This is a genomic window from Pseudomonas nitroreducens, from assembly GCF_024170165.1.
GTDB classification, from domain to species: Bacteria; Pseudomonadota; Gammaproteobacteria; order Pseudomonadales; family Pseudomonadaceae; genus Pseudomonas; species Pseudomonas nitroreducens_C.
In genome coordinates, this window is record NZ_JALJXP010000002.1 from 456,831 (window position 1) to 479,445 (window position 22,615).

Below are 22,615 nucleotides of genomic sequence, written 5' to 3' on the forward strand. Positions count from 1 at the left end.
ATTATTACGAAATTGCAAGCTTGTGCCGCGCCCGCAGTGGCCCGCGACGAGTTTTCCTATCCCCCAAACGATAGCGCGCGACAGTCGGGTCGACTGTCGCGCGCTGGGTTTCGCTGGCTGCCACGGGCAGGCAGCCGTAGCCGGTCAGTGAGCGACGCGGCTGGTACCGTTGACGGTCAGGATGCGCACGCGCTCGCCGACACGGAACACGGCACCTTCGTCGACCTGCTGGACGTAGGCACGGGTGCTGCCATCGTCTTCGCGGACGGTGATTTCCACGCCCTGGGTGCGGGTCAGGCCTTCTTCGGTGGCTGCGCCGAGCAGGCCGCCGGCCACGGCGCCGATGATGGCAGTGACATAGCTGCCCTTGCCGCCACCGATGGCGCTGCCGCCGATACCGCCAACGGCGGCGCCGGCAACGGAGCCGATGGGAGTCTTGGTGCCTTCGATCTTCACCGGACGCAGGGCCTGGATGGTACCCATGCGAACGTTCTGTACGGTACGTGCTTCTTCACGGGTGTAGGTGTCGCCGGTCAGGCTGGACTGGCAGCCACCGAGGGTCATGGCCAGGGCCGCGAAAGTCACGGCGATCAGGGCAGTTTTACGCATTAGGGAACCTCCGAGTAGGGCTACGGCTATTAGACTCCGACGGCAGCCCGCCTGTCACGCCAGGTCATGAAACATGCTGATCTCGATTCAGCTTTCGTACAGTTTGTGCCAAATCCGCCGAAAACGCCTGCCGTGGCTCAGTTTTTCCTGCCAGGGGATCGTTTAGGCTGGTGCCCGCAGCAGAAGCGCCACACTCGGATCCCCACATGGACTATTTCATCATCGTCGTCACCACCGCCGCCGGCCTGTATTTCCACTGGTGGATCTACTGGCGCATCCGCCGCTGGATGGACCGCGACCTGGCGCTGTCGCTGGCCGGCGATGATCCGCAAAAACGTACCTATCTGTTGCAGCGCCTGGCCGATGCCAAGCGCGAGAAGGTGAAGCGTCGCGACCTGCCCCAATGGCTGCAGCGCGCCGCCGACGACTACCGCGCGGCCTGAGCCAGCGACCAGAAGCGCGCCAGCGCTTCGGCGCGGTTTTCCAGTTCCTGCGCCGCCCGGGCGCAGGCATCGGCCAGGGTGATAGGTCCCGGTGCCAGGCTGAACGCCGCTTCGATCCCCGCATCACGCAACTCGGCCAGCCCTTCGCCGACGCTGCCCGCCAGCGCAATCACCGGCACGCCCGCGCTGCGGGCGACATGGGCCACGCCCACCGGCGTCTTGCCGTGCAGGCTCTGGCCGTCCAGCCGGCCTTCCCCGGTGATGACCAGCGACGCGCCGGCCAACCCCGCCTCCAGTTCCGACAGCTCGGCAATCAGCTCGATACCCGGACGGAAGCGCGCCTTGAGGAAAGCCCGGCAGGCGAATCCCAGACCACCCGCAGCACCGACGCCGGGGAACAGGCTGTGGTCCTGCCCGAGGGCCAGCGCCGCGACTTCGGCGAAGCGTTCGAGTGCGGCATCCAGTTGCTGCACCTGCTCCGGGTTGGCGCCCTTCTGCGGACCGAAGACCGCTGAGGCGCCGCGGGGGCCGCAAAGGGGATTGTTCACGTCGGCGGCTACTTCGACCTCGACTGCCCCCAGTCGCGGGTCGAGGTTCGACAGGTCGATGCGCGCCAGTGCTGCGAGCCGCGCGCCACCGGCGCCCAGCTCCTCGCCCTGGCCATCGAGGAAACTGACCCCCAGCGCCTGCAGCAAGCCCAAGCCGCCGTCATTGGTGGCACTGCCGCCCAGGCCGATGACGATCTTCTTCGCCCCCGCATCCAGTGCTTCGCGGATCAGTTCTCCGGTGCCACGGCTGGTGGTGCGGGTGGCGTCGCGTTGCTCCTCCGGGACCCAATGCAGGCCGCTGGCGGCCGCCATCTCGATCACTGCCGTGGCGTCATCCAGCCAGCCCCAGTGGGCTTTCACCGGTTGTTCCAGCGGGCCGCAGACGTCCAGCTCACGACGCTCGCCCGGCCGTGCTGCAAGCACTGCCTCCACGGTGCCTTCGCCGCCGTCGGCCATGGGCCGCAGCAGGGTCTCATCGCCAGGCCGCGCACGCAGCCAGCCACGGGAAATAGCCGCGGCGACCTCGGGGGCGCTGAGGCTTTCCTTGAAGGAATCGGGAGCGATGACGACTTTCATGGGGTCAGGTCCGTTGTACGGGAGGATGCAGGGCATCCTACACCGCAGCGCGGTTTTCCCGACGTGCGCAGGAGCGGACTTCGTCCGCGATTGGTCTGATTCGCGACGGAATCCATCGCGGACGAAGCCCGCTCCTACGCCAAGCTCACCTTCGAAACAGGTTCAGGGCGCCAGACGCTCGCGCACCCAGGCGCCATTTTCGTTGCGGTAGTTGAGGCGATCATGCAGGCGGCTCGGGCGGCCCTGCCAGAACTCGATGCGGCTTGGCAGCAGGCGGAAGCCACCCCAGAAATCCGGGCAGGTCGGTGCCGTGTCGGCGAAACGTTGTTCGGTCTCGGCGAGCAGCTGCTCCAGCTCGCCACGGCCATCGATCACCCGGCTCTGCGGCGAAGCCCAGGCACCCAGGCGGCTGCCCAGCGGGCGCACACGGTAGTAGGCCGCGGACTCTTCGCTGGAGACCTTCTCCACCCGCCCCTCGATGCGCACCTGGCGTTCCAGCGCCGGCCAGAAGAAGGTCATGGCCGCGCGCGGGTTTTCCCCGAGCTGCTGGCCCTTGGCGCTTTCGTAGTTGCTGAAGAAGGTGAAGCCGCGCTCGTCGAGGCCCTTGAGCAGGAGCACGCGGCAGTGCGGCTGGCCGTCGGCGTCCACGGTGGCGAGCATCATCGCGTTGGGTTCGACCGGCAGTTGCTCGGTCTTCACCGCGTCCTCGAACCACTGGTTGAACAGGCTGAACGGTTCGGCGGGCGCCTGGGTCTCGGTCAGTCCGTCACGGGTGTATTCGCGGCGCATATCGGCCAGGGTCTGGGCCATCGGAAATCTCCTGCAGAAGAAGTCCTTAAGCTTATCCAGAGTTACGCCTTCGCGCTTGATCCACGACAAGCGTCATTCCGGCTGGAATGACGCTTTACGCACGCCGGATCACTTGGCCTGGGCGAGCGCCAGCAGGCTGGTGCGCTGGGTTACCAGCACTTCGACGCGACGGTTCAGCGCGCGGCCTTCGGCGCTGGCGTTGTCGGCGCGCGGCAGGCTGGAGCCGACGCCTTTCAGGCGCAGGCGGTCGGCACCCAGGCCGCTCAGGCGGAAGATCGAGGACACCGCCTGGGCGCGCTGCAGGCTGACCTTTTCGTTGGTCGCCTTGTCGCCCGAGCTGTCGCTGTGACCCAGCACCAGCACGCCGCTTTCCGGATCGTTCTGCAGCATCTTCGCGACGTTGCCCAGCGGCGCCAGGGTAATCGGCAACAGCAGTTCAGGACGCTTGGGGTTGAAGGAGCCTTCCACCGGCGCGATCAGCACCAGGGCATTCTCGCGGCGCTCGACGGTGAACTTGCTGCCTGCAACGGCGGCGCGCAGGGACTGTTCGTGCTGGTCCAGCCACTCCTTGCTGACCTGGACGCTCTGCGGCTTGCCGGCCTTGTCGGCGCCCGGTTTGCTCTCGCTCACGCCGAACGGCCACCACCAGTGACCACCGGGCTGCTTGCTGCCGGCATCGGCGACCTTGGCCGCTTCCACCGGCTGTTTCTCGGGCGCCGGAGCTGCAGCGGTCACTGCCTCGTCACCAGCGAAGGGCCACCACCAGTGGCCGGTGCCCGGCTTGGCCGCAGCAGCGGCGCTTTCGGAGGTCTTCGCCGGGTCCTTGGCCTGATCCTGGGATTGGAACTGGCTGCAGGCGGAAAGACCGACGCACAGCGCAAGGGTGGAGACTTTCAGCGAATTCGAGAGCAGCAGGTTCATGGGAGCGATTCCATAAAGTCGGAACATGAAGAGAGGCCGGGTGCAGCTGGCAGGCAGCGGCACCCTGACTTCAGCAATCAGCTTAAGAGTTGTACATAACTTACTCAGTTGGAACGAGATTTTAATCCCGAACTGACGAGCGGCGCATAGCTGTGCGCAGGGGAAGGCCGTCGCGGCCAGCGCGACGGCAATTGCGGACGACCTTAAGAAGGCGCGGCGGGAGGAAGGTTCCTCCCGCTCGTCGTTACAGGCAGTCGCCGGCGAGGCGGGCCAGGCGCTGGGCGCGCGGGTCCATCAGTACATAGGGACCGAGGGTGTTGACGACGAAGCCCAGGGCCAGCTCGCGCTCGGGGTCGGCAAAGCCGATGGAGCCACCGGCTCCCGGATGCCCGAAGGCCTGCGGGCCAAGGCCGTAGGTGGCGTTGGCCACGTTCGGTTGGTCAAGCATGCAACCCAGCCCGAAACGCGTACAGGTCAATAAAGTTCGATCCTCGCCAACGGCATGCTCGCGGGTGAGCTCGGCCAGCAGGGCCTCGTCCAGCAATTTGCCCTGCAGCAGACCGCTGTAGAAGCCGGCCAGCGAACGTGCATTGCCATGGCCGTTGGCCGCCGGCTGCGACATGCGCCGCCATTCCGGCTTGTTGGTACTGGTGAGCACCGATGGCGGATTGGTGAAGGCGCGGGTGGAAAGCGCAGCAGCGTCGGTCATCATGGTCCGCAGCAGGCGTTGTGCGGCGGCGTCCCCCAGATTGCCCTTGCCCCGGGCAATGTGCGCGACGCGGTGGAATTCGGCGTCATCCAGGCCGATATGGAAATCCAGCCCCAGCGGTTCGGCGGTGCGCGCGATGATGGCGGCGCCCGGCTCGCGGCCGTCGACACGGCGGATCAGTTCGCCGATCAGCCAGCCGTAGGTGATGGGGGCGTAGCCGTGTTCGGCGCCCGGCGTCCACCAGGGCGTTTCGGCGGCTAGTGCGGCGGTCATGCTCGACCAGTCATACAGCGCTTCGGGCGCCAGCGGCTGGCGGATCGCCGGCAGCCCAGCGCGATGGCAGAGAAGCTGGCGCACGGTGATGGCCTGCTTGCCGGCCTGCTCGAACTCCGGCCAGTAGCGCGCGACCGGCGCGTCGAGCTCCAGGCGGCCCTCGCCCACCAATTGCAGCGCGGCGACGGCGGCGAAGGTCTTGGTGCAGGAGAACAGGTTGAGCAGCGTGTCGGCCTGCCAGTCCTGGCCCGGTTCCTTGCCCGCGCTGCCGGCCCAGAGATCGACCACGGTTTCCCCGCCAAGCTGGATGCACAGCGCCGCGCCGCGTTCCTGCGGGTCTTCGAACAGCGCGCTGAAGGCATCGGCAACGGGGGTGAAGCGCGGATCACAGTGGCCGTTCAGGGTCATCTCAAGCTCCGGAAATGCACAGGGGCGAAGGCGCCATTCTTTCAGCGCGCTCCGCCCCTGGGAACCCTGCCAAAGGCAGGGTGTGGTCTCACGAATGTCGGATCATCGCCACGCCATCACTGCGACGCCTGTTCCTCATCGTCACTGTCATCGCTGGCAGGCGTGGGCTTGGGCTGCGGCTCCGGCGCCACCTTGGCGGCGGCGCGGGCCAGTTCGTCGATGCCTTTGAGCGTCTGCTGGTTGGCCTTGCGCACCGCGTCGACGAAGCCGGTGAATGGCAGGTCGGTGATGCCGACCAGGCCGATGTGGCCGTTCTCGCCATCGAGCAGGCGGCCGGTCACCGGCTGGTCGAGGTACTGGAACCAGTGCGCACCGACGATGTTCGGCTGCTTGGCCGCTTCGGCGAGGAAGCGCTGGTACGCCTCGCCGCGCTGCTGCTCGTTGTACACCTCGGCGACGCCACCCCAGAACGGCCCGCGGTCGCGGGAGCCGAAGTGGAACTCGGTGATCAGCACCGGTTTGTCCAGGCTCTTCACGTAGTTGGCGTCGAAGCCCTGCTCGGGCAGCGGCACGTAGAGGTTGAAGCTGAGGATGTCGCAATACTGCGCACAGGAGGCCAGTGCTTCCGGCGTGCTGACGGCGAAGCGCGGGCCGAGCAGCAGGTGGTTCGGCGCGTGCCACTGCAGCGAGTCCTTCAGGGTCTTGAAGTACTGGTCGGCGTACAGGCGCAGGAAGGCGCTGTAGTCCTGGGCAATGGCCGGGTGCGCCTCGCTCGGGAGCGGTGCCTGGTAGCCCGGCGCGTCGAGGTCTTCCCAGGAGCCCAGCTGCACGCCCCAGGCTTCGGCGAGCTGTTCGTGATCCTCGTACTTGTCCTTGAGCTGCTTGATGAAAGCGCGCTTGGCCGGGCTGTCGGTGGACAGCTTGAGCGTGCCGAAGGCCAGGGCGAAGTGCGCCTGGTCATCGTCGCCACGGCCGGCCCAGGCCAGTTCGTTGTCGGCGTAGTAACCCAGCAGCCAGGCGTCCTCGCGGTGGTCGCGGGCGGCAATGGCGATGGCGCGTTCGGCAGCCATGGCGAAGCGCGGGTCGAACGGGTCGGGCATGGCGCCCCACCAGTCATAGCCGGTGCTGACCGTGGCGTAGTCACCGCTGATGGACAGCGGCACGCTGTAGGGCAGGCGCGGTTCGTCGGCGAAGGCCGGATCGCTCCAGTCGCCGAGGGTGTTGAAGCCCCAGGAACCGAGGCGCCGAACGGTGCGCTCGCGCCAGGCGGCCGCAGCGGCGTCAGCGCTCAGGCCGCCATCGGCGCGGAAGCGGTTGGCGGCGTAGAAGTCGAACCAGCGGCCGTTGCCGAACGCGCGGCCCTGCTGGGCGCCGACGCCACTGCGGTCATCACGCTGACCATAGAAGGCGGCCAGTGGCTCGTCCTCTTTCGGCAGGCTGGCGAACATGTACTCGCGACCTTCCACGTAGGTCTGGCTGCTGTCGGCGTTCACTGCGTTGACGCCCATGGACCAGAACGAATGCCCTTCCGGCGTCACCAACCACCAGCGGCCGTTGCGCTTTTCGGTGCGGAAGAAGCCAGTGCCCTCGAACGCCGGGCCGTCCAGCAGGCCGCCAAAGGCGTCGCGGCCGGGAGCGGGCTGCCATTTCTTCAGTTGCTCGCCTTCGGCTTTCCAGGCGCTGGCCAGTTGCTCGGGGCTCTTCACCTTCTCCGGCCAGTCGCTGTGAGTGGACTGGCCGAAACCGTCGACGATGCCGGTGTAGGCCTTGTGGTACTCCTCGTTGCCAGCGCGGGTGCCGAAGCGACCGACGAGGATGTCCTGCGCCGCCTTGGGCGAGGTGAGGAACAGCTTCACCGCGCCCACCTGGCTGCGGTTCAGCTCACCCGTGACCTTGCTCGCCAGCAGCAGGCGCTGGCCATCCTGGGTGACGGGCATCGGCACGCCGGCACGCATGCCGAAGTCTTCCGGGGCGATGGCGCGCAGCGGGATCACCAGGGTCTGCGCCGGGCCCGGCGGCAAGGCGATGCTCGCGCGCAGGCCGGGGGCGCCGACGACGCCTTCGATTTCCACCTCCAGGGTGATGGCCCAGTCCATGGCGTTCTGGATGCGCAGGCTGACGCTGTCGGCCTGGGACCAGTCCCAACTGCCGCTGGACGGCGCCAGGCGCAGGCTCGGTTGTGGCGCGGGGTTGAAATTCACCCGGCGGAGGATTTCGCCTTCAGGCGTGGCCTCGGCGGTGGAGCTGGGCAGGTCGGCGTTCTGCGTGGTCACGCTGACCACGGCCATCGGCTTGACGAAATTGAACAGGGTTTCATTGCCGCCGGCCGACCAGGCCGGAGCGCTGGCGATGGCCAGGCTGAGCAGCAGAGGCAGATGCCAACGCATCGATGTCATGGATTCGAATCCTTGCAGCACGCCCGCCGGACGGCGGGCGTTCGTTTGACAGCCAGCACGGGAGCCAGCTCCCGCGCCCTCACTGAATTTCGCGGCGGAACGGCGGCAGCGCGTTAAGAATGGCCTTGCCGTAGCGCTGCGTCACCACACGGCGGTCCAGCAGGGTAATGGTGCCGCGGTCCTGCTCGGTGCGCAGCAGACGGCCACAGGCCTGCACCAGGCGCAGCGAGGCGTCGGGCACGGCGATCTCCATGAAGGGATTGCCGCCGCGCGCCTCGATCCACTCCGACAGCGCCGCTTCCACGGGATCGTCCGGTACGGCGAAGGGAATCTTGGCGATCACCACGTGCTCGCAATAGGCGCCAGGCAGGTCCACCCCTTCTGAGAAGCTGGCCAGGCCGAACAGCACGCTCGGCTCGCCGTCGTCGACCCGCGAGCGGTGCTTGTTGAGGGTTTCCTGCTTGGACAGGTTGCCCTGGATCAGCACGCGCTTGCGCCAGTCGCGGTCCAGGCCGTCGAAGACTTCCTGCATCTGCTTGCGCGAAGAGAACAGGATCAGCGAACCGCGCGAACCTTCGACGATTTCCGGCAGTTCACGGATGATCGCCGCGGTATGGGCAGCGGCATCGCGCGGGTCGGCCCTGAGGTCGGGCACGCGCAACACCCCGGCGTCGGCATGATGGAACGGGCTCGGCACCACGGCGGTGACGGCCGCGCGCGGCAGGCCGGCGCGCATCCGATAGCGGTCGAAGGTGCCCAGCGCGGTGAGGGTCGCGGAGGTCACCAGCACGCCGTAGGCCACGTTCCACAAGTTGCGGCGCAGGGTCTCGGCAGCCAGGATCGGGCTCGCGTTGGCCTCGATGTCGTAGAAGGTGCCGCTCTCGGCGAGGGTCAGCCAGCGCGCCATGGGCGGGCTGTCTTCCGGGTCCTCGCTGGTGAAGGCAGTCCACAGCTCCCAGTTGCCCTGGGCGCGGGACAGCAGGCTGCCGAACAGCGGGTACCACTCTTCGGCCTGGTGGCTGGCGATGCCGACGCTGCCCTCCCCGTCCATGGCTTCCTTGAGCAGTTCGGTGAGGCGGGTGAAGAGGTCGGTGAGCCTGGAGAAGCCCTTCTTCAGCTCGATGCCCATCTCGCGGATGTGCTCGGGGATCACCCCGCCCTCGAAGCGATGGCGCGGCCGCTCGCGGCCTTCCATGTCTTCGCCGGCGCGGAAGTCGCCGACTTCCTCGCAGGCGGTGAACATGAACTGCTGGTGCGTGCGCAGCTCGCGGGCCAGCTCGGGCACCTGTTCGATCAGGCGACCGAGGTCACCCGGCAGCGGGTTCTGCGCCAGCAGCTTGGTCAGGTTCTTCTCCACCTGGCCCAGCCAGTCGGCGGTGGCGCGCAGGCGGGTGAAGTGAGCGAAGTGGCCGATGGCCTTGTCCGGCAGGTGGTGGCCTTCGTCGAACACGTAGAGGGTGTCGCGCGGGTCCGGCAGGATCGCGCCGCCGCCCAGGGCGAGGTCGGCCAGCACCAGGTCATGGTTGGTGACGATCACGTCGACCTTGGTCATGCCTTCGCGCGCCTTGTAGAAGGCGCATTGCTGGAAGTTCGGGCAATGGCGGTTGGTGCACTGGCTGTGGTCGGTGGTGACCTGCGCCCACTGCGCGTCCTCGATGGCCTCGGGCCAGGAGTCGCGGTCGCCGTCCCAGCGGTTGCCCGCCAGGCGCTCGATCATCTGGTTGAACAGCTTGCTGGAGGTCTCGTCCACGTCGATGCGGAAGCCTTCTTCCTCAAACAGCTGCGCAGTGGCGCTCTGCGCCTGGCCTTCCTGCAGCAGGTGGTCGAGCTTGGACAGGCACATGTAGCGCCCGCGGCCCTTGGCCAGGGCGAAGCTGAACGACAGGCCGGAGTTGCGCAGCAGGTCGGGCAGGTCCTTGTGGACGATCTGCTCCTGCAGGGCGACAGTGGCGGTGGCGACGACCAGGCGCTTGCCGGCAGCCTTGGCACAGGCGATCGCGGCGAGGCTGTAGGCCACGGTCTTGCCGGTGCCGGTGCCTGCTTCCACGGCAACCACGGCGGCATCGCCCAGGCGATGGCCTTCCTCGTCGCTGGCAATGGTCCCCAGGACCTTGGCGACTTCGGCGATCATCAGGCGCTGGCCGTAGCGCGGCTTGAGTTCCTTGGCCTCGAGGAAGCGCGAGTAGGCGCCCTGGATCGTGGCCTTGAGTTCGGTGCTGAGCATGGACTTCCCGGGCCCCGGAGCGTGCCTTGTGGACACATCCGGATGCTGGATAAATTTTCAGTGGTTCGAATCGGCGGCTATGATAGCGCGCTTGACTTCAATCGCCAGCGGAGATCGTCCGAATGACACCCTTTGCCTTCGTCTATGCCCTGCACGTCCTGGCCGCCCTGGTCTGGGTGGGCGGCATGTTCTTCGCCTGGATGGTCCTGCGCCCGGCCGCTGTCGCTGCGCTGGAAGCCCCACCCCGGCTGAAGCTGTGGCTGGAGGTGTTCCCGCGCTTCTTCCGCTGGGTGTGGGCGGCGGTGATCGTGCTGCCGGTGACCGGCGTGGGCATGCTGCAGCTGAGCTTCAACGGCATGGCCGGCGCACCGCGCTATGTGCAGGTGATGATGGGGCTGTACGTGGCGATGCTCGCGCTGTTCCTGCGCATCCAGGCGCTGCAGCTGCCGGAACTGCGTCGTGCGGTGGGCGCCGAGGACTGGCCGGCCGGCGGTGCCGCGCTGGGCAAGCTCCGCAAGACCGTGGGCCTGAACCTGCTGATCGGCATGGCGCTGGTGGCTTTCGTCGCCGCCCGTCCGCACTGGTAAGACGCCACTGTGCCGGGACAAAAAAGCCCGCCTGATTTTCATCAGGCGGGCTTTTTCATGAGGTCGACATCAGAAGCGCTTCACGTCCAGGCGACCTTCGCTGCCTTTCGCCCCTTCCGCACCGCCGCTGCCTTCCGCGCCGGGTTTCTCGCCCGCCACCGAATAGAACCAGCAGCCTTTCTCGCTGCTGCGCGGGCCGGCCTTGCCGGGCTTGCCGCCGGCTCCGCCAGCGCCGCCTTCCAGGCGCACGCGGACTTTGGCGACATCGAACTGCTCCGGCACCTCAAGGCGCACCACGCCGCCCGAAGCTCCGGTCTGGCCATTGGCGCCGTTCTGGCCGTCGCCAGCAGCCTTGCCGCTGCCCCACAGGCAACCGGAAGTCTGCGCGCTGCCGCCGTCCAACCCGTCATAGCCCGGCGCACCGACGCCGCCACGGACGTCGATCAGCAGGTCTTCCACCGCCACGTCCTGTAACCGCAGGACCAGGTTGCGGCCGCCGCTGGCAGGCTTCTCGAAGCTGCCGGAACTGCCTTGCGCGGCGATCACGCTGCCGTCGGCGAGGTTGCCGTGCAGCACCTCGATCTGCAGCGCATCGTTGCCGGGGAACACGCCGATCCGCGCATTCTTCGCCAGGTCCAGCTCGCCGATCCGCAGCTCCTTGACCCGCGACGGAATCAGCAACGCGCCTTCCGGGCCGATGCTGATGCGGTCCAGGCTCAGGCTCTCACCCTTCACCGGCAGGCGCAGCACGGTATTGGCCTCCACCGAGACAGTGCCGGCGGCCGAACACGCCAGCGGGGCGAACAGCGCCAGGCCAAGCAACGACTTACGCATGGGTATCTCCTTCTACTTTTGCGGATGCCGGTTGTTCCGCTGCCGGCTGCGGCAGGGTAGCGAAATGGAAGACGCCGAACAGCAGTATCTGCAGGCGGTCCATGCCCGGATGCGGACGGCCCTGCAGGCGCTTGCGCAGCGCCAGCACCTCGAGAATGTGGATCAGCAGGATCAGCGCGCCCGCCGCATTGAGCAGCAGCGCGAAGGGATGTGCGAAGGGTTGGATCAGGTTGGCCAGCACCGCCAGCCAGAACAACAGGGCAATCAGCTTGCCCAGCCCCAACAACGCTTTCATGAAGTGCCCCCGTGTTTTTCTTTGCCGGGGAACATACGCCTCTGCCCCGGCCGATGCCAGTGGCAACCGGGAATGACAAAGGGGGCCACGAGGGCCCCCTTTGCGCGGATCACACCGGACTTACTGGCGGGTGATCTTGATTTCCACGCGACGGTTCTCGGCGCGGCCTTCCTTGGTCTTGTTGTCCGCAACCGGCTGGCTCTCGCCATAACCGACGACCGACTTGATGCTGCTGGCAGGTACGCCAGAGTCGACCAGGTAGTTGGACACGGCATTGGCACGGCGTTCGGACAGTTTCTGGTTGTAGGCGTCGGTACCGATGCTATCGGTGTGACCGCCAATGTTCAGCTCGGTGCTCGCCGCCTCACCTTTCAGGCGGGTAGCGATGGTGTCGAGCTTGTCCTTGTCCTGCGCATCGATCTTCGACGAGTCGAAGGCGAAGTGCAGGTCACGCACCACGATGGTCTCTTCCTTGGGCAGCGGAGCCGGGGCAGGCTCAGGAGCCGGTGCAGGCGGCGGAACCTCGGCCACTTGCTCTTCGGCGCCATGCACCCAGCAGTAGGACGCACCCAGCACACCACCAATCAGGGCCCCCCAACCAGCCCAGGCGCTGCTTTCGATGGAACCCAGACCGGCGCCGCCGACACCGCCAACCACGGCGCAGGTTGGCCAATCGGACTTCTGCAACCCTGCGCAGCCGGTGAGCAACGTGCTTACCAGCAGCAGGGGTAAAGCGGTCCTTGTGATGCTCATAAAGTTATGTCTCCTCTAATGATCGGGTCTTGACCGACAATTACCGAGTAAAGACGTGACTGACAGAATGCGCCAGCACTAGGCCATATGGGTGTCACACGCTAGTCTTCGTTCATTATTTTTCGCCTTCGACGAGCCCCATGATTTCGACACGCACGCCGCAACAAGCCCTTGCCGCCCTGCTCGATCGCTACGCGCCGCAGCGTCTCCTGCTGGTGGGTGCCAGCCAGATTCCGGCGGTGGACGCCTTCCTCGCGGCGCACCCGGATTGCGAACTGTTTCACGCCGACGCCGGCGCTCTGCCGGCGGAACTGGCCGGCCAGCGCTACGACCTCGCACTGCTGGCCGATTGCCTGGAACACCTGCCGCGCCGAGAAGCGCAGCAACTGGTGGGCGGCATCCGCAACCTCAACAGCAGCCGCGTGGCGGTGCTGGTCGACCTTGACGCCGCCCAGGCGCAGGACGCCGACTTCTACGCCCTGGCCATGCAGGCGAGCGAGCGCTTCCAGCGCGACGAGCAGGTGATCACCCTGTTCACCTACGATCTGCATGAATACAAACAGGTCCCGGACTGGCTCAACGCGAAGTTCTGGGCCAACCCGGAAAATTTCGGCAAGTACTGGTGGTGACCATGATCGAACCGACCTGCCCCTGCGGCAGTGGCCGCCCGTTGCCCGGGTGCTGCGGGCGCTTCCATGCCGGCGTCGCCGCGCCCACCGCCGAGGCGCTGATGCGCTCGCGCTACAGCGCCTATGCGCTGGGCCTGGTGGATTACCTGCGCGACACGACGCTACCCGCCCAGCAACAGGGCCTGGACCTCGACGCCATCCGTACCTGGAGCCTGGGCAGCACCTGGCTGGGCCTGGAGGTCGTGAGTCATGAAGTGCTCGGCGGTCAGCCGGAACATGCACGGGTGACCTTCATTGCGCGCTGGCACGATGCCGGCGGCGAACACAGCCACCGCGAGTGTTCGGGATTCGTCCAGCGCGACGGACGCTGGTACTTCCTCGACCCCACCGTGCCGATGAAACTGGGACGCAACGATCCGTGCCCCTGCGGCGCCGGCGGCAAGCTGAAGAAATGCTGCGGTCCCTGGATTGAGTAGGACAGGATCGAGCACGGCGCGAACCCGCCCCTCTTGGGGGCGATCGGTGTCTGGGCTAGAATCCGCGCTTTTTTCCGGGGCGGCGGTATTTCGTCGCACCGGCTACTGCTGCCGGACCTCGCCATGCTGCTGACCGTTCTCTACATCATCGCCATCACCGCCGAAGCCATGACCGGCGCGCTGTCCGCCGGCCGGCGGAGCATGGACCTGTTCGGCGTGGTGCTGGTGGCCTGCGTCACCGCCCTGGGTGGCGGTTCGGTGCGCGACATGCTGCTGGGCCACTACCCGTTGACCTGGGTGCGCCATCCGGAGTACCTGGCACTGACGGCCGGCGCCGCGCTGTTCACCGTGTTCATCGCCCCGTTGATGCGCCACCTGCGCTCGATGTTCCTGGCGCTGGACGCCGTGGGCCTGGTGGCCTTCACCCTGATCGGTTGCCAGGTCAGCCTGGAGATGGGCCACAGCCTGCTGATCGCAGCCGTGAGCGGGGTGATCACCGGGGTATTCGGCGGCATCCTGCGGGACATCTTCTGCAACGACGTGCCACTGATCTTCCGCCGCGAGCTCTACGCCAGCGTGTCCTTCGCCAGCGCCTGGTGCTACCTGATCTGCCTGCAGATCGACCTGCCCAAGGAGCAGGCCATGCTGATCACCCTGTTCGCCGGCTTCCTGTTCCGCATGCTGGCGATCCGCTTCCGCTGGGAAATGCCCAAGTTCGTCTACAAGGACGACCCGCACCAGGGCGACTGATCAGTCCTGCAGCTTGAGGTGACTGGTGTCCGGCGCAGGCGCTGCCGGCTCAGGCTTGGCCTGGCCCATGTCGCTGCCCACCGGGGCGACGCTGAACTGACTGAGATCCACCCGTGGCGCCTGGGCGTCGGGTTTCTCGTCCTGCAGGTCGGTGCCCACCGGCGCCAGGCCGAAGTCCGGGGCATCCACATCGGCGAAAGCGGCCATGTACTCGTCACGCGGCGCCACCTTCAGGCGCCCCTGCGACGCAGCCGGCTGTACCGGTGCGCTGACAGGCTCGGCGGGCGGCGGCGGAGCCAGCTCGATCTCTTCGATCTGCGCGTCCATGTCGACCACTTCGACGACAGCCCCGGCGCGCTCGATCACACTGCGGTACTTTTCCGCGGCCTCGGCATCGAGGTTGTTCTTGATCACCATGCGGCGACCGGAGAACAGCAGTTCGATGCGCTGTGCGTCGGCCTGGAACAGCCTGGCCAGGTTGGCTTTCACCGTTTCGAGCTGGGCACCCGGGACGGTCTGCCCCGAGAAGGCAATCTCATAGCGGCTCATCTTCACTCTCCTGTGTTAACCCGCCGGTTACATTCGGCCAGTATGGTGCAGCTTCTTTTAACGTAACAACAACTTGCGGCCGAGCAGGTGCTTGGTACACTGGGGCGTCTTGAGGGGTAGACATGAATTATCAGGCGCAAATGATAAGAATTCTCAGCCTGTTCTGGCTGTTCAGCCTGGTCTCCGGCTGCGGCTGGATGTCAGGCAATTTCGAGCAACCCGACGTGAAACTGCAGAAAGTCGACGTCGTGAAAGCTCGTTTGCTGGAGCAGGAATTCGTCCTGCATTTCCGCATCGACAACCCGAACGACTTCAGCCTTCCGGTTCGCGGCCTGGCCTACAAGGTCAAGCTGAACGATATCGACCTGGCCGAAGGCGAGTCGAATAACTGGTTCACAGTGCCGGCCAACGGCCACGAAACCTTCGAAGTGCCGGTGACCACCAACCTGTGGCGGCACATGAAGTACATCGTCAAGCTGCTGGAAGACCCGGACAAGCCGATCCGCTATCGCCTCGACGGTGAAGTGAAGACCGGCCTGCTGTTCGGACAGAGCGTGCACATCGCCCGCAATGGCGAGATAATTCCCGGCGATTTCATCCCCGAGTGAGCGTCACCATGAGCCAGGAACCCCACGTACACGGTCCGAACTGCAACCACGACCACGATCATGACCACCACCATGATCATGGCCACGTGCACGGCCCGCACTGCAACCACAGCCAGGAGCCGGCGCGTAACCCGCTCAAGGACGTGGGCCGCAACGATCCTTGCCCCTGCGGCAGCGGCAGCAAGTACAAGAAGTGCCACGGCGCCTGATCCAGGCCCCGAGCACTGCAAAGAAGGCCCGCCCAGCGCGGGCCTTCTGCTGTCCGGCCCGACTATCCGACAGCTGCTGAAAATCCCGCCGCGCATGGCTTGCACAGCTATCCTCGGCTCACTACCTTAGCGCGCTTCAAGCGACCTCTTTGTGCAGGAGCACATCCCCATGGCCCCGCGAGCCTTCCGCCGGCTTCCCAGCTTCGGCCTTGCCGCCACCCTCAGCGCCGCTGTCAGCCTCACTGGCTGCCAGGGCTGGCTCAACGACCGCTATTCCGACAGCCTGCCGCCGACCTACGGCGTGCAGCCGATCAAGGGCCTGGCGGACAACGTGTCGATCCGCCGCAACGCCCTGGGGATGCCGCTGATCGAGACCAGCACCTTCCACGATGCGCTGTTCACCCTGGGCTACGTGCATGCCAGCGACCGCATCAGCCAGATGGTCGGCCTGCGCCTGATGGCCCAGGGACGCCTTTCCGAGATGGTCGGCCCCGGAGCCCTGGAGACCGACCGTTTCATGCGCACGGTCAACCTGAAGAAGGCCGCCGATGCGCTCTATGCCGGCTCCTCTCCGCGCCTCAAGCGCTTCTTCGAGACCTACGCGCGCGGCGTCAACGCCTACCTGTACCGCTACCGCGACAAGCTGCCGATGGACCTCGCCGAGTCCGGCTACCGTCCCGAGTACTGGAAGCCGGAAGACTCCGCACTGGTCTTCAGCCTGCTGAACTTCGGCCTGGCGGTGAACCTGCAGGAAGAGATCGCCTCCCTGGTGCTCGCGCAGAAGGTCGGCGCCGACAAACTGCCCTGGCTGACCCCGATCTACCCGGACGAAGCACTGCCCTTCGAAGAAGCCGAGAAGCTCAAGGGCCTGCGCCTGGATGGCAGGATTGCCGGCCTCGACGCCCTCGATCGCGCCGCCGGGCAGGTCGCCGCGCTGCAGATGATGGGCGTCGCCGCCTCCAACAACTGGGCCATCGCCCCGCAGCGCACGCGCAGCGGCAAGAGCATCCTGGCCAACGACACCCACCTGCCGCTGTCCATGCCATCGGTGTGGAACTACGTGCAGATCCGCTCGCCCAAGTACAACGCCGCGGGCGTCTCCATCGCCGGCGTGCCGGGCGTGGTCGCCGGTTTCAACGGCAAGCTGGCCTGGGGCATGACCATGGTCATGGGCGACAACCAGGACCTCTTCCTCGAACAGGTGAAGCGCCAGGGCAGCAAGCTCTACTACCTCGCCGACGGCCAGTGGAAGCCCGCCATCGAGCGCAACGAGACCTTCTTCATCAAGGGCCGGAGCCCGGTCCGCGAAGTCATCTACGAGACCCGTCACGGCCCGCTGCTCAACAGCGCGCTGGGCGAGCGCAAGCACGACCTGCAGCCGCTGCCGCTGTCCAGCGGCTACGGCATCGCCTACCAGAGCATCCAGGGCGAGACCGACCGCACCCTCGACGCCTTCTTCGACCTGTCCCGCGCGAAGAACGTCGAACAGGCCTTCGACGCCACCCGCGACGTGCGCGCGATGGCGCTGAACATCGTGTTCGCCGACGAGAAGCACATCGGCTGGCAGGTCACCGGGCGCTTCCCCAACCGCAAGGAAGGCCGCGGCCTGCTGCCCTCCCCCGGCTGGGATGGTCGCTATGACTGGGACGGCTACGCCGACCCGATCCTGCACCCGTCCGACCAGGACCCCGCGCAGGGCTGGCTGGGCACCGCCAACCACCGCAGCGTGCAGCCCGGCTACGGCGCGCAGCTGTCCAGCTCCTGGTACTACCCGGAGCGCTACGAGCGCATCGCCCAGCTCGCCGGCGGCAGCAAGAGCCACGACTACCGCAGCATGATCGCCATGCAGTACGACCAGACCACGCCGTTCGCCGGCAAGCTGCAGGCGATGTTCGATGCCCCGGGCATGGCGCAGCCGCTGAAGAAGGCCATCGACGCCCTGCCCGCCGACCAGCGCGCCCGCGCCCGCGAAGCGCTGGACCGGATCATGGCATTCGACGGCAAGCTCTCCGCCACCTCCGGCGACGCCGCGCTCTACGAGGCCTTCCTGCAGGAAAGCAGCAAACAGATCTTCCTCGACGAACTCGGCCCGGAAGACAGCCCCTCGTGGAAGGCCTTCGTCGAGACCGCCAACCTCTCCTACTCGGCCCAGGCCGACCACCTGCTGGGCCGCGACGACAGCCCGTTCTGGGATGACACGCGCACCCCGCAGAAGGAAGACAAGCCGGCGATCCTCGCCCGCAGCCTGGCAGCCGCCACAGCCTTCTGCGAGCAGAAGCTGGGCAGCGACCGCCACGCCTGGCAGTGGGGCAAGCTGCACACCTACGAGTGGGTCAGCGACAGCACCAAGATGGCGCCCAACCTCAGCGCCAGCGAGCGCGCCAGCCTCGGCGCGATCAAGGGCTACCTGGACCGCGGCCCCTACCCGGCAGGCGGCGATCACAGCACGCTGAACGTCTCGGCCTACCACTGGGGCCAGGACTTCAACACCTGGCTGATCCCGGCCATGCGCCTGGTCGTCGACTTCGGCCAGAGCGAGCCGATGATCGGCCTCAACAGCAGCGGCCAGTCCGGCAACCCGGCCAGCCCGCACTACGCCGACGGCATCGACGCCTGGCTGAAGGGCAACTACATGAGCTTCCCCTTCCAGTCGCAGAACCTGGAGAAGGTCTACGGCGTGAAACGCCTGACGCTGGTGCCGGAGAAGTAATGATCTGAAAAATATTTCCGGGGACCGGGAACTTGGCTCCCGCCCCGGAATCAGATCTGTCGACTTACTCCATGATCATATTCAGGCACCCTCTGGGTGCCTTTCTTTTTTCCCCGCTCCGTTTCCGCTGCACCTCCCTTCGCAACACCCTTCCCCGGCCGGTACTCCCTCGCATCCTTTCCTAAGGAGTCATCGCCATGTCCGAATCGCTCATCGTCATCACCGGCGGCCCCGGCGCCGGCAAGAGCACCCTGCTCGACCATCTGCACCAGCATCACGGCCTGAACGTCGTCGCGGAAGGCGGCCGCGCGATCATCCGCGAGCAACTGGCCCGTGGCGGTGATGCACTGCCTTGGGCAGACCGCGAGGCCTTCTGCCAGGCAATGTTCGAGCATGCGCTGGTGACCCGCGAGCGGGCGCTCGCTGCAGGTGGACTGTGGCTGTTCGATCGTGGCCTGCCGGATGTGCTGGGGTACGCGCGACTCTGCAATCTGCCGGTTCCGGACCAGTTGGCAAGCGCCGCACAGGCACTGCGCTACGGACCGACCGCGTTCCTGGCGCCCGCATGGCAAGCCATCTACTGCAACGATGCCGAACGCCGGCAGGACTTTGCCGAAGCACAGCGCACCGCGGCGGTGATGACCGAGGTGTACGAAGCGCTGGGGTATCGCGTCGTGCCGTTGCCGCTCGCGAGCCTGGAGGAACGAGCGGCCTTCGTGCTGGAAGTCCTAGGGACGGCTCATCACGCCCATTGAGGCAGCGGCCGCAGGCGGTTCGGGGATACTCACGCTGAGCGACACCACGACCTGACGGCTCTCGCCCTGGATGCCGTAATCGTCGGAGTTGCCATAGCCCAGCCAGACTTCGCTGTTGCCACTCAGGCGAACGTCGGACAGCTCGTCACCGTCACCTTCGTGGCCATTGAGCCAGCCGGACGCGGCACCACGCTCCTGGCCCAGGTGCAGCGTGTCGTCCACGGCAAAGGTCAGTGGGTCCCCGCCCGGCTCGACCTGATCCAGCCAACCGAGGAACAGCGAAGGAGTGAATCGGCTGTGCAGCCAGCAACGAACCTGCGTGAGTCGCTGGTTCTTGAACACCAGCAGCGTGGCGTTGCCGTAGAGCAGGCCCTGCTCGCCGCCGCGCATGGGCAGGCGCGCCGTGGGCTCGCCCAGGCGTTCGACGAACTGGTTCAGGGAAGCGTTGGACGGCAGGCCGAGCACTTCGCCACCAGGAGTGACGTTGAGTTCGGCTGCCGCCAGATGGCCGCTGGCGCCCAGCAACAGGGCGCAAAGCAGGCCCCGCAATCCTTGCGAGGTCATGTCCGTTTCTCTCTGGGCGGCAATCAGGCCTTGGGCAGGGTGACGCCGGTCTGGCCCTGGTACTTGCCGCCGCGATCGCGGTAGGACACTTCGCAGGCTTCATCCGACTGCAGGAACAGCATCTGCGCCACGCCTTCGTGGGCGTAGATCTTCGCCGGCAGGTTGGTGGTGTTGGAGAATTCCAGGGTCACGTGGCCTTCCCACTCCGGCTCCAGCGGCGTCACGTTGACGATGATGCCGCAGCGCGCGTAGGTGCTCTTGCCCAGGCAGATGGTCAGCACGTCGCGCGGGATGCGGAAGTACTCGACGGTGCGGGCCAGGGCGAAGGAGTTCGGCGGGATGATGCAGACGTCGCTGTTGATGTCCACGAAGCTCTTCTCGTCGAAGTTCTTCGGATCGACCACGGCCGAGTGGATATTGGTGAACACCTTGAATTCGGCGGCGCAGCGCACGTCGTAGCCGTAGCTGGAAACACCGTAGGAAATCACCCGGCTGTCATCGGCACCACGAATCTGGCGCTCGACGAACGGCTCGATCATGCCGTGTTCCTGAGCCATGCGGCGAATCCACTTGTCCGATTTGATGCTCATGGCGGGTGTCCTGTGCGGCGGTTGAAAAAAGAAGGCGAATCTTACCGGGCGTCACAATTTCCAGCAAAGGGTGCGGCCGGATGGTCGACGGCCTTCGATGGATTTCCGTAACCTGCTCCGCACTGACTCAAGGAAGAGCCCGCATGCTTGATCACTTTTTGCCCACCCTCTACCTGAAAATTTCCCGTCAGTGGGTCAGCGGTGTAGTGCTGCCTTCCGGCCAGGTGTTCGGCGAACCACCGCTACTGGCCTTGCGCTACGAAAACGCCAAGCCCGTGATCCTCGCCTCCGGCGAGGCGGCACAGCAGCTGCAAGGCCAGGAGGGTGTCGAGGTGCTCAACGGCTTCGATCACCCACGGTCTCTGCTGGCGAATTTTTCCATCGGCGAGAAGACCTTGCAGTTGCTGTTCCGGCGCCTGATGCCCCGATCCCTGCTGATGGCCAAGCCAGTGGTGATCGTGCATCCGCAGGAGCACCTCGAAGGCGGACTGACCCAGGTCGAGTCCCGTGGTCTCTACGAACTCTGCCGCAGCGCCGGCGCACGCAAGGTGCGCGTCTGGACCGGACGCGAGCTCACCCTCGACGAACTACGCTCCGGACAGTTTCCTTCCGGCACCGGTGGTACGGAGTGGCCGCTGTAAGTTCTCAGGGCAACCAGGCGGTGTGCAACTTGCGCTGGTCCACCGAGAATCGCAGCCAGTCCTCGGCATAGGCGTCGGCGCAATCGCACTCAGCGCCAGGCACGGCCTCGCGCACCAGGCGCAGATCGACGCCTGCGGCGGATTGGCGCACGACCAGGCTGGCAGTCTTCAGCAGGCCTTCCACGGCACCGGGGTCGCCCAGGCGCTTTTCCAGCACTTGAAGGGTGGCAAGGTCCAGCAGCAGCGCATCCACCACCGGCAGACCGGGGCGGTTGTCGCGCACCACCAGCAACAGGCCGAGGCCGTTGCCCAGGTCCAGCAGCGGCACTGGGTCGCAGGCGCTCTGCGGGCTGCCGAGCAGGCCGGTGGCATGGTAAAGGGCGGGAGGTAGTGGCAGCGGCACGCTGGAGCCATCGGCCCGGCGCGCCTGCACGGCCATGTCGTCCTCGAAGGCATCGCCCGAGGCGGAGCGGAAGTCCAGGGTCACCGCCTGGCCGGCGATCACGCACTGGGCCTGCCAGTCGGCTGAATCCTCGTCGGCGCCCCAGGCCTGCGAACCAGCGAGGCCCAGGCACGCCGCCAGCAGCCAGCCGGCGGGGCGTTTCGCATCCTTGCGCATGGCGGTCCCCGGGTATCAGTCGTCGCTGATGGAGATGTTCGGCATGTCCGGCGCGGCCTTCTCGCTCAGGGCGATGCGAGCGCCGACGCAGCGGGCCATTTCCTGGTAGATCATCGCCAGCTGGCTTTCCGGGTCGGCGATCACCGTGGGCTTGCCACCGTCGGCCTGCATGCGGATGGCCATGGACAGCGGCAGCGACGCCAGCAGGTCGACGCCGTATTGCGCCGCCAGCTTCTCGCCGCCGCCTTCGCCGAACAGGTGCTCGGCATGGCCGCAGTTGGAGCAGATGTGCACGGCCATGTTCTCGACCACGCCCAGCACCGGGATGTTGACCTTGCGGAACATCTCCACGCCTTTCCTGGCGTCGAGCAGGGCCAGGTCCTGCGGGGTGGTGACGATCACCGAGCCGGCCACCGGGACTTTCTGCGCCAGGGTCAGCTGGATGTCGCCGGTACCCGGCGGCATGTCGATGACCAGGTAATCCAGGTCGTTCCAGGCGGTCTGGGTGATCAGCTGCAGCAGCGCGCCGGAAACCATCGGGCCGCGCCACACCACCGGGGTATTGTCGTCGGTGAGGAAGGCCATGGACATGACCTCCACGCCGTGGGCTTCCAGCGGGATGAACCACTTCTGCTCGCGGATCTTCGGCCGGGTGCCTTCGGGAATGCCGAACATGATGCCCTGGCTCGGGCCATAGATGTCGGCGTCGAGGATGCCCACCCTGGCGCCCTCACGGGCCAGCGCCAGCGCGAGGTTGGCGGCGGTGGTGGACTTGCCCACGCCGCCCTTGCCGGAGGCCACGGCGATGATGTTCTTGACGTTGCTCATGCCCGGCACCTGGGCCTGGGCCTTGTGCGCGGCGATGTGGGTTTCCACCTTGACCTGCGCCGAGTCGACGCCGTCCAGCGCTTCCAGGGCCATCTGCACGGTCTGCGCCAGGCCGTTCTTGAACAGCCCGGCGGCGTAGCCCAGCTCCAGGGTCAGCGAAATGCGCCCGCCCTGGATGTCCAGCTCGCGCAGGTAGCCGGCGTCCAGCAGGTTCTGGCCGGTGTGAGGGTCGTTGATCTGGCGGAGAAGGTTTTCCACCGTGGCTCGGTTGGCGCCCATGGGTACTCCCGATGAAAGACTG

Annotated in this window: 25 protein-coding genes; 10 read left to right on the forward strand and 15 right to left on the reverse strand. The window is 66.4% G+C overall.

Going from position 1 to position 22,615, the window contains the following annotated elements; translation table 11 throughout:
* Positions 1–144 precede the first annotated feature (144 nt).
* On the reverse strand, positions 145–609 hold the full coding sequence (locus tag J2T47_RS06410) for a glycine zipper 2TM domain-containing protein (RefSeq protein WP_045209875.1): 465 nt from the start codon (positions 607–609) through the stop codon (positions 145–147).
* Between the two features lie 206 nt (positions 610–815).
* Here J2T47_RS06410 and J2T47_RS06415 point away from each other — a divergent pair, with 206 nt between their 5' ends.
* The gene (locus tag J2T47_RS06415) at positions 816–1,052 is read left to right on the forward strand and encodes a hypothetical protein (protein ID WP_253443536.1); all 237 of its coding nucleotides are present in this window, start codon (positions 816–818) and stop codon (positions 1,050–1,052) included.
* Here the strand turns inward: J2T47_RS06415 and J2T47_RS06420 are convergent.
* The 6 genes from J2T47_RS06420 to dinG all read right to left on the reverse strand — a co-directional run bounded on the left by J2T47_RS06420 (position 1,037) and on the right by dinG (position 9,917).
* On the reverse strand, positions 1,037–2,176 hold the full coding sequence (locus J2T47_RS06420; protein WP_253443538.1) for a glycerate kinase: 1,140 nt from the start codon (positions 2,174–2,176) through the stop codon (positions 1,037–1,039). The two genes, J2T47_RS06415 and J2T47_RS06420, sit on opposite strands and share 16 nt — an antisense overlap.
* Positions 2,177–2,338: 162 nt before the next feature.
* Positions 2,339–2,986: a pyridoxamine 5'-phosphate oxidase gene (gene pdxH / locus J2T47_RS06425; RefSeq protein ID WP_253443540.1), complete on the reverse strand. Its 648-nt coding sequence runs from the start codon at positions 2,984–2,986 to the stop codon at positions 2,339–2,341.
* A 108-nt stretch (positions 2,987–3,094) separates the two neighbouring features.
* Positions 3,095–3,907, reverse strand: coding sequence for an OmpA family protein (locus J2T47_RS06430; protein ID WP_253443542.1), 813 nt, complete (start codon positions 3,905–3,907; stop codon positions 3,095–3,097).
* A 244-nt stretch (positions 3,908–4,151) separates the two neighbouring features.
* Entirely contained in the window at positions 4,152–5,297 is a 1,146-nt protein-coding gene (locus tag J2T47_RS06435) for a serine hydrolase domain-containing protein (protein ID WP_253443544.1), read from the reverse strand.
* Positions 5,298–5,413: 116 nt separating this feature from the next.
* A complete protein-coding gene (locus J2T47_RS06440) occupies positions 5,414–7,693 on the reverse strand; it encodes a beta-galactosidase (RefSeq protein ID WP_253443546.1) in 2,280 nt (759 codons plus the stop codon).
* A 79-nt stretch (positions 7,694–7,772) separates the two neighbouring features.
* A complete protein-coding gene (gene dinG, locus J2T47_RS06445; protein WP_253443548.1) occupies positions 7,773–9,917 on the reverse strand; it encodes an ATP-dependent DNA helicase DinG in 2,145 nt (714 codons plus the stop codon).
* Positions 9,918–10,039: 122 nt separating this feature from the next.
* Here dinG and J2T47_RS06450 point away from each other — a divergent pair, with 122 nt between their 5' ends.
* On the forward strand, positions 10,040–10,504 hold the full coding sequence (locus J2T47_RS06450) for a CopD family protein (RefSeq protein WP_253443550.1): 465 nt from the start codon (positions 10,040–10,042) through the stop codon (positions 10,502–10,504).
* Positions 10,505–10,573: 69 nt separating this feature from the next.
* Here J2T47_RS06450 and J2T47_RS06455 read toward each other — a convergent pair whose 3' ends face one another.
* The 3 genes from J2T47_RS06455 to J2T47_RS06465 form a co-directional block, all read right to left on the reverse strand.
* Complete coding sequence (locus tag J2T47_RS06455) at positions 10,574–11,338, reverse strand: collagen-like protein (protein ID WP_253443553.1); 765 nt, start codon at positions 11,336–11,338, stop codon at positions 10,574–10,576.
* Positions 11,331–11,633: a DUF1145 domain-containing protein gene (locus J2T47_RS06460; protein WP_045209864.1), complete on the reverse strand. Its 303-nt coding sequence runs from the start codon at positions 11,631–11,633 to the stop codon at positions 11,331–11,333. Before J2T47_RS06460 ends, J2T47_RS06455 begins: the two co-directional genes overlap by 8 nt.
* Positions 11,634–11,753: 120 nt before the next feature.
* Positions 11,754–12,386: an OmpA family protein gene (locus J2T47_RS06465; RefSeq protein WP_081517735.1), complete on the reverse strand. Its 633-nt coding sequence runs from the start codon at positions 12,384–12,386 to the stop codon at positions 11,754–11,756.
* 140 nt (positions 12,387–12,526) lie between these two features.
* Here J2T47_RS06465 and J2T47_RS06470 point away from each other — a divergent pair, with 140 nt between their 5' ends.
* From J2T47_RS06470 to J2T47_RS06480, 3 genes are all read left to right on the forward strand, one after another.
* Complete coding sequence (locus tag J2T47_RS06470) at positions 12,527–13,015, forward strand: DUF6231 family protein (protein ID WP_081517734.1); 489 nt, start codon at positions 12,527–12,529, stop codon at positions 13,013–13,015.
* A 2-nt stretch (positions 13,016–13,017) separates the two neighbouring features.
* Positions 13,018–13,491, forward strand: a complete 474-nt coding sequence (locus J2T47_RS06475) for a YchJ family protein (RefSeq protein WP_253443555.1) — start codon at positions 13,018–13,020, stop codon at positions 13,489–13,491.
* Positions 13,492–13,614: 123 nt separating this feature from the next.
* Positions 13,615–14,241 (forward strand): trimeric intracellular cation channel family protein, encoded by a 627-nt coding sequence (locus tag J2T47_RS06480; protein WP_017521043.1) that lies wholly within the window; start codon positions 13,615–13,617, stop codon positions 14,239–14,241.
* Here the strand turns inward: J2T47_RS06480 and J2T47_RS06485 are convergent, their stop codons facing one another.
* Positions 14,242–14,790: a hypothetical protein gene (locus J2T47_RS06485; protein WP_253443557.1), complete on the reverse strand. Its 549-nt coding sequence runs from the start codon at positions 14,788–14,790 to the stop codon at positions 14,242–14,244. It lies immediately after the preceding gene.
* A gap of 122 nt (positions 14,791–14,912) precedes the next feature.
* On the opposite strand from J2T47_RS06485, the gene J2T47_RS06490 reads away from it, so the two are divergent.
* The 4 genes from J2T47_RS06490 to J2T47_RS06505 all read left to right on the forward strand — a co-directional run bounded on the left by J2T47_RS06490 (position 14,913) and on the right by J2T47_RS06505 (position 19,072).
* Positions 14,913–15,398: an LEA type 2 family protein gene (locus J2T47_RS06490; protein ID WP_045209859.1), complete on the forward strand. Its 486-nt coding sequence runs from the start codon at positions 14,913–14,915 to the stop codon at positions 15,396–15,398.
* Positions 15,399–15,406: 8 nt separating this feature from the next.
* A complete protein-coding gene (locus J2T47_RS06495; RefSeq protein ID WP_045209858.1) occupies positions 15,407–15,607 on the forward strand; it encodes an SEC-C metal-binding domain-containing protein in 201 nt (66 codons plus the stop codon).
* Positions 15,608–15,776: 169 nt separating this feature from the next.
* On the forward strand, positions 15,777–18,317 hold the full coding sequence (locus J2T47_RS06500) for a penicillin acylase family protein (protein WP_253443559.1): 2,541 nt from the start codon (positions 15,777–15,779) through the stop codon (positions 18,315–18,317).
* A 197-nt stretch (positions 18,318–18,514) separates the two neighbouring features.
* On the forward strand, positions 18,515–19,072 hold the full coding sequence (locus J2T47_RS06505) for an AAA family ATPase (RefSeq protein ID WP_253443561.1): 558 nt from the start codon (positions 18,515–18,517) through the stop codon (positions 19,070–19,072).
* Here the strand turns inward: J2T47_RS06505 and J2T47_RS06510 are convergent.
* Both J2T47_RS06510 and dcd read right to left on the reverse strand, forming a co-directional pair.
* On the reverse strand, positions 19,046–19,636 hold the full coding sequence (locus J2T47_RS06510; protein ID WP_253443563.1) for a hypothetical protein: 591 nt from the start codon (positions 19,634–19,636) through the stop codon (positions 19,046–19,048). The genes J2T47_RS06505 and J2T47_RS06510 overlap by 27 nt on opposite strands.
* Positions 19,637–19,659: 23 nt before the next feature.
* Positions 19,660–20,226, reverse strand: coding sequence for a dCTP deaminase (dcd, locus tag J2T47_RS06515; RefSeq protein ID WP_017521037.1), 567 nt, complete (start codon positions 20,224–20,226; stop codon positions 19,660–19,662).
* A gap of 143 nt (positions 20,227–20,369) precedes the next feature.
* On the opposite strand from dcd, the gene J2T47_RS06520 reads away from it, so the two are divergent.
* A complete protein-coding gene (locus J2T47_RS06520) occupies positions 20,370–20,867 on the forward strand; it encodes a rod shape-determining protein (RefSeq protein WP_253443565.1) in 498 nt (165 codons plus the stop codon).
* 4 nt (positions 20,868–20,871) lie between these two features.
* Here J2T47_RS06520 and J2T47_RS06525 read toward each other — a convergent pair whose 3' ends face one another.
* On the reverse strand, positions 20,872–21,486 hold the full coding sequence (locus J2T47_RS06525; RefSeq protein ID WP_253443568.1) for a hypothetical protein: 615 nt from the start codon (positions 21,484–21,486) through the stop codon (positions 20,872–20,874).
* Between the two features lie 15 nt (positions 21,487–21,501).
* On the reverse strand, positions 21,502–22,593 hold the full coding sequence (gene apbC, locus J2T47_RS06530) for an iron-sulfur cluster carrier protein ApbC (RefSeq protein ID WP_253443570.1): 1,092 nt from the start codon (positions 22,591–22,593) through the stop codon (positions 21,502–21,504).
* Positions 22,594–22,615 lie beyond the last annotated feature (22 nt).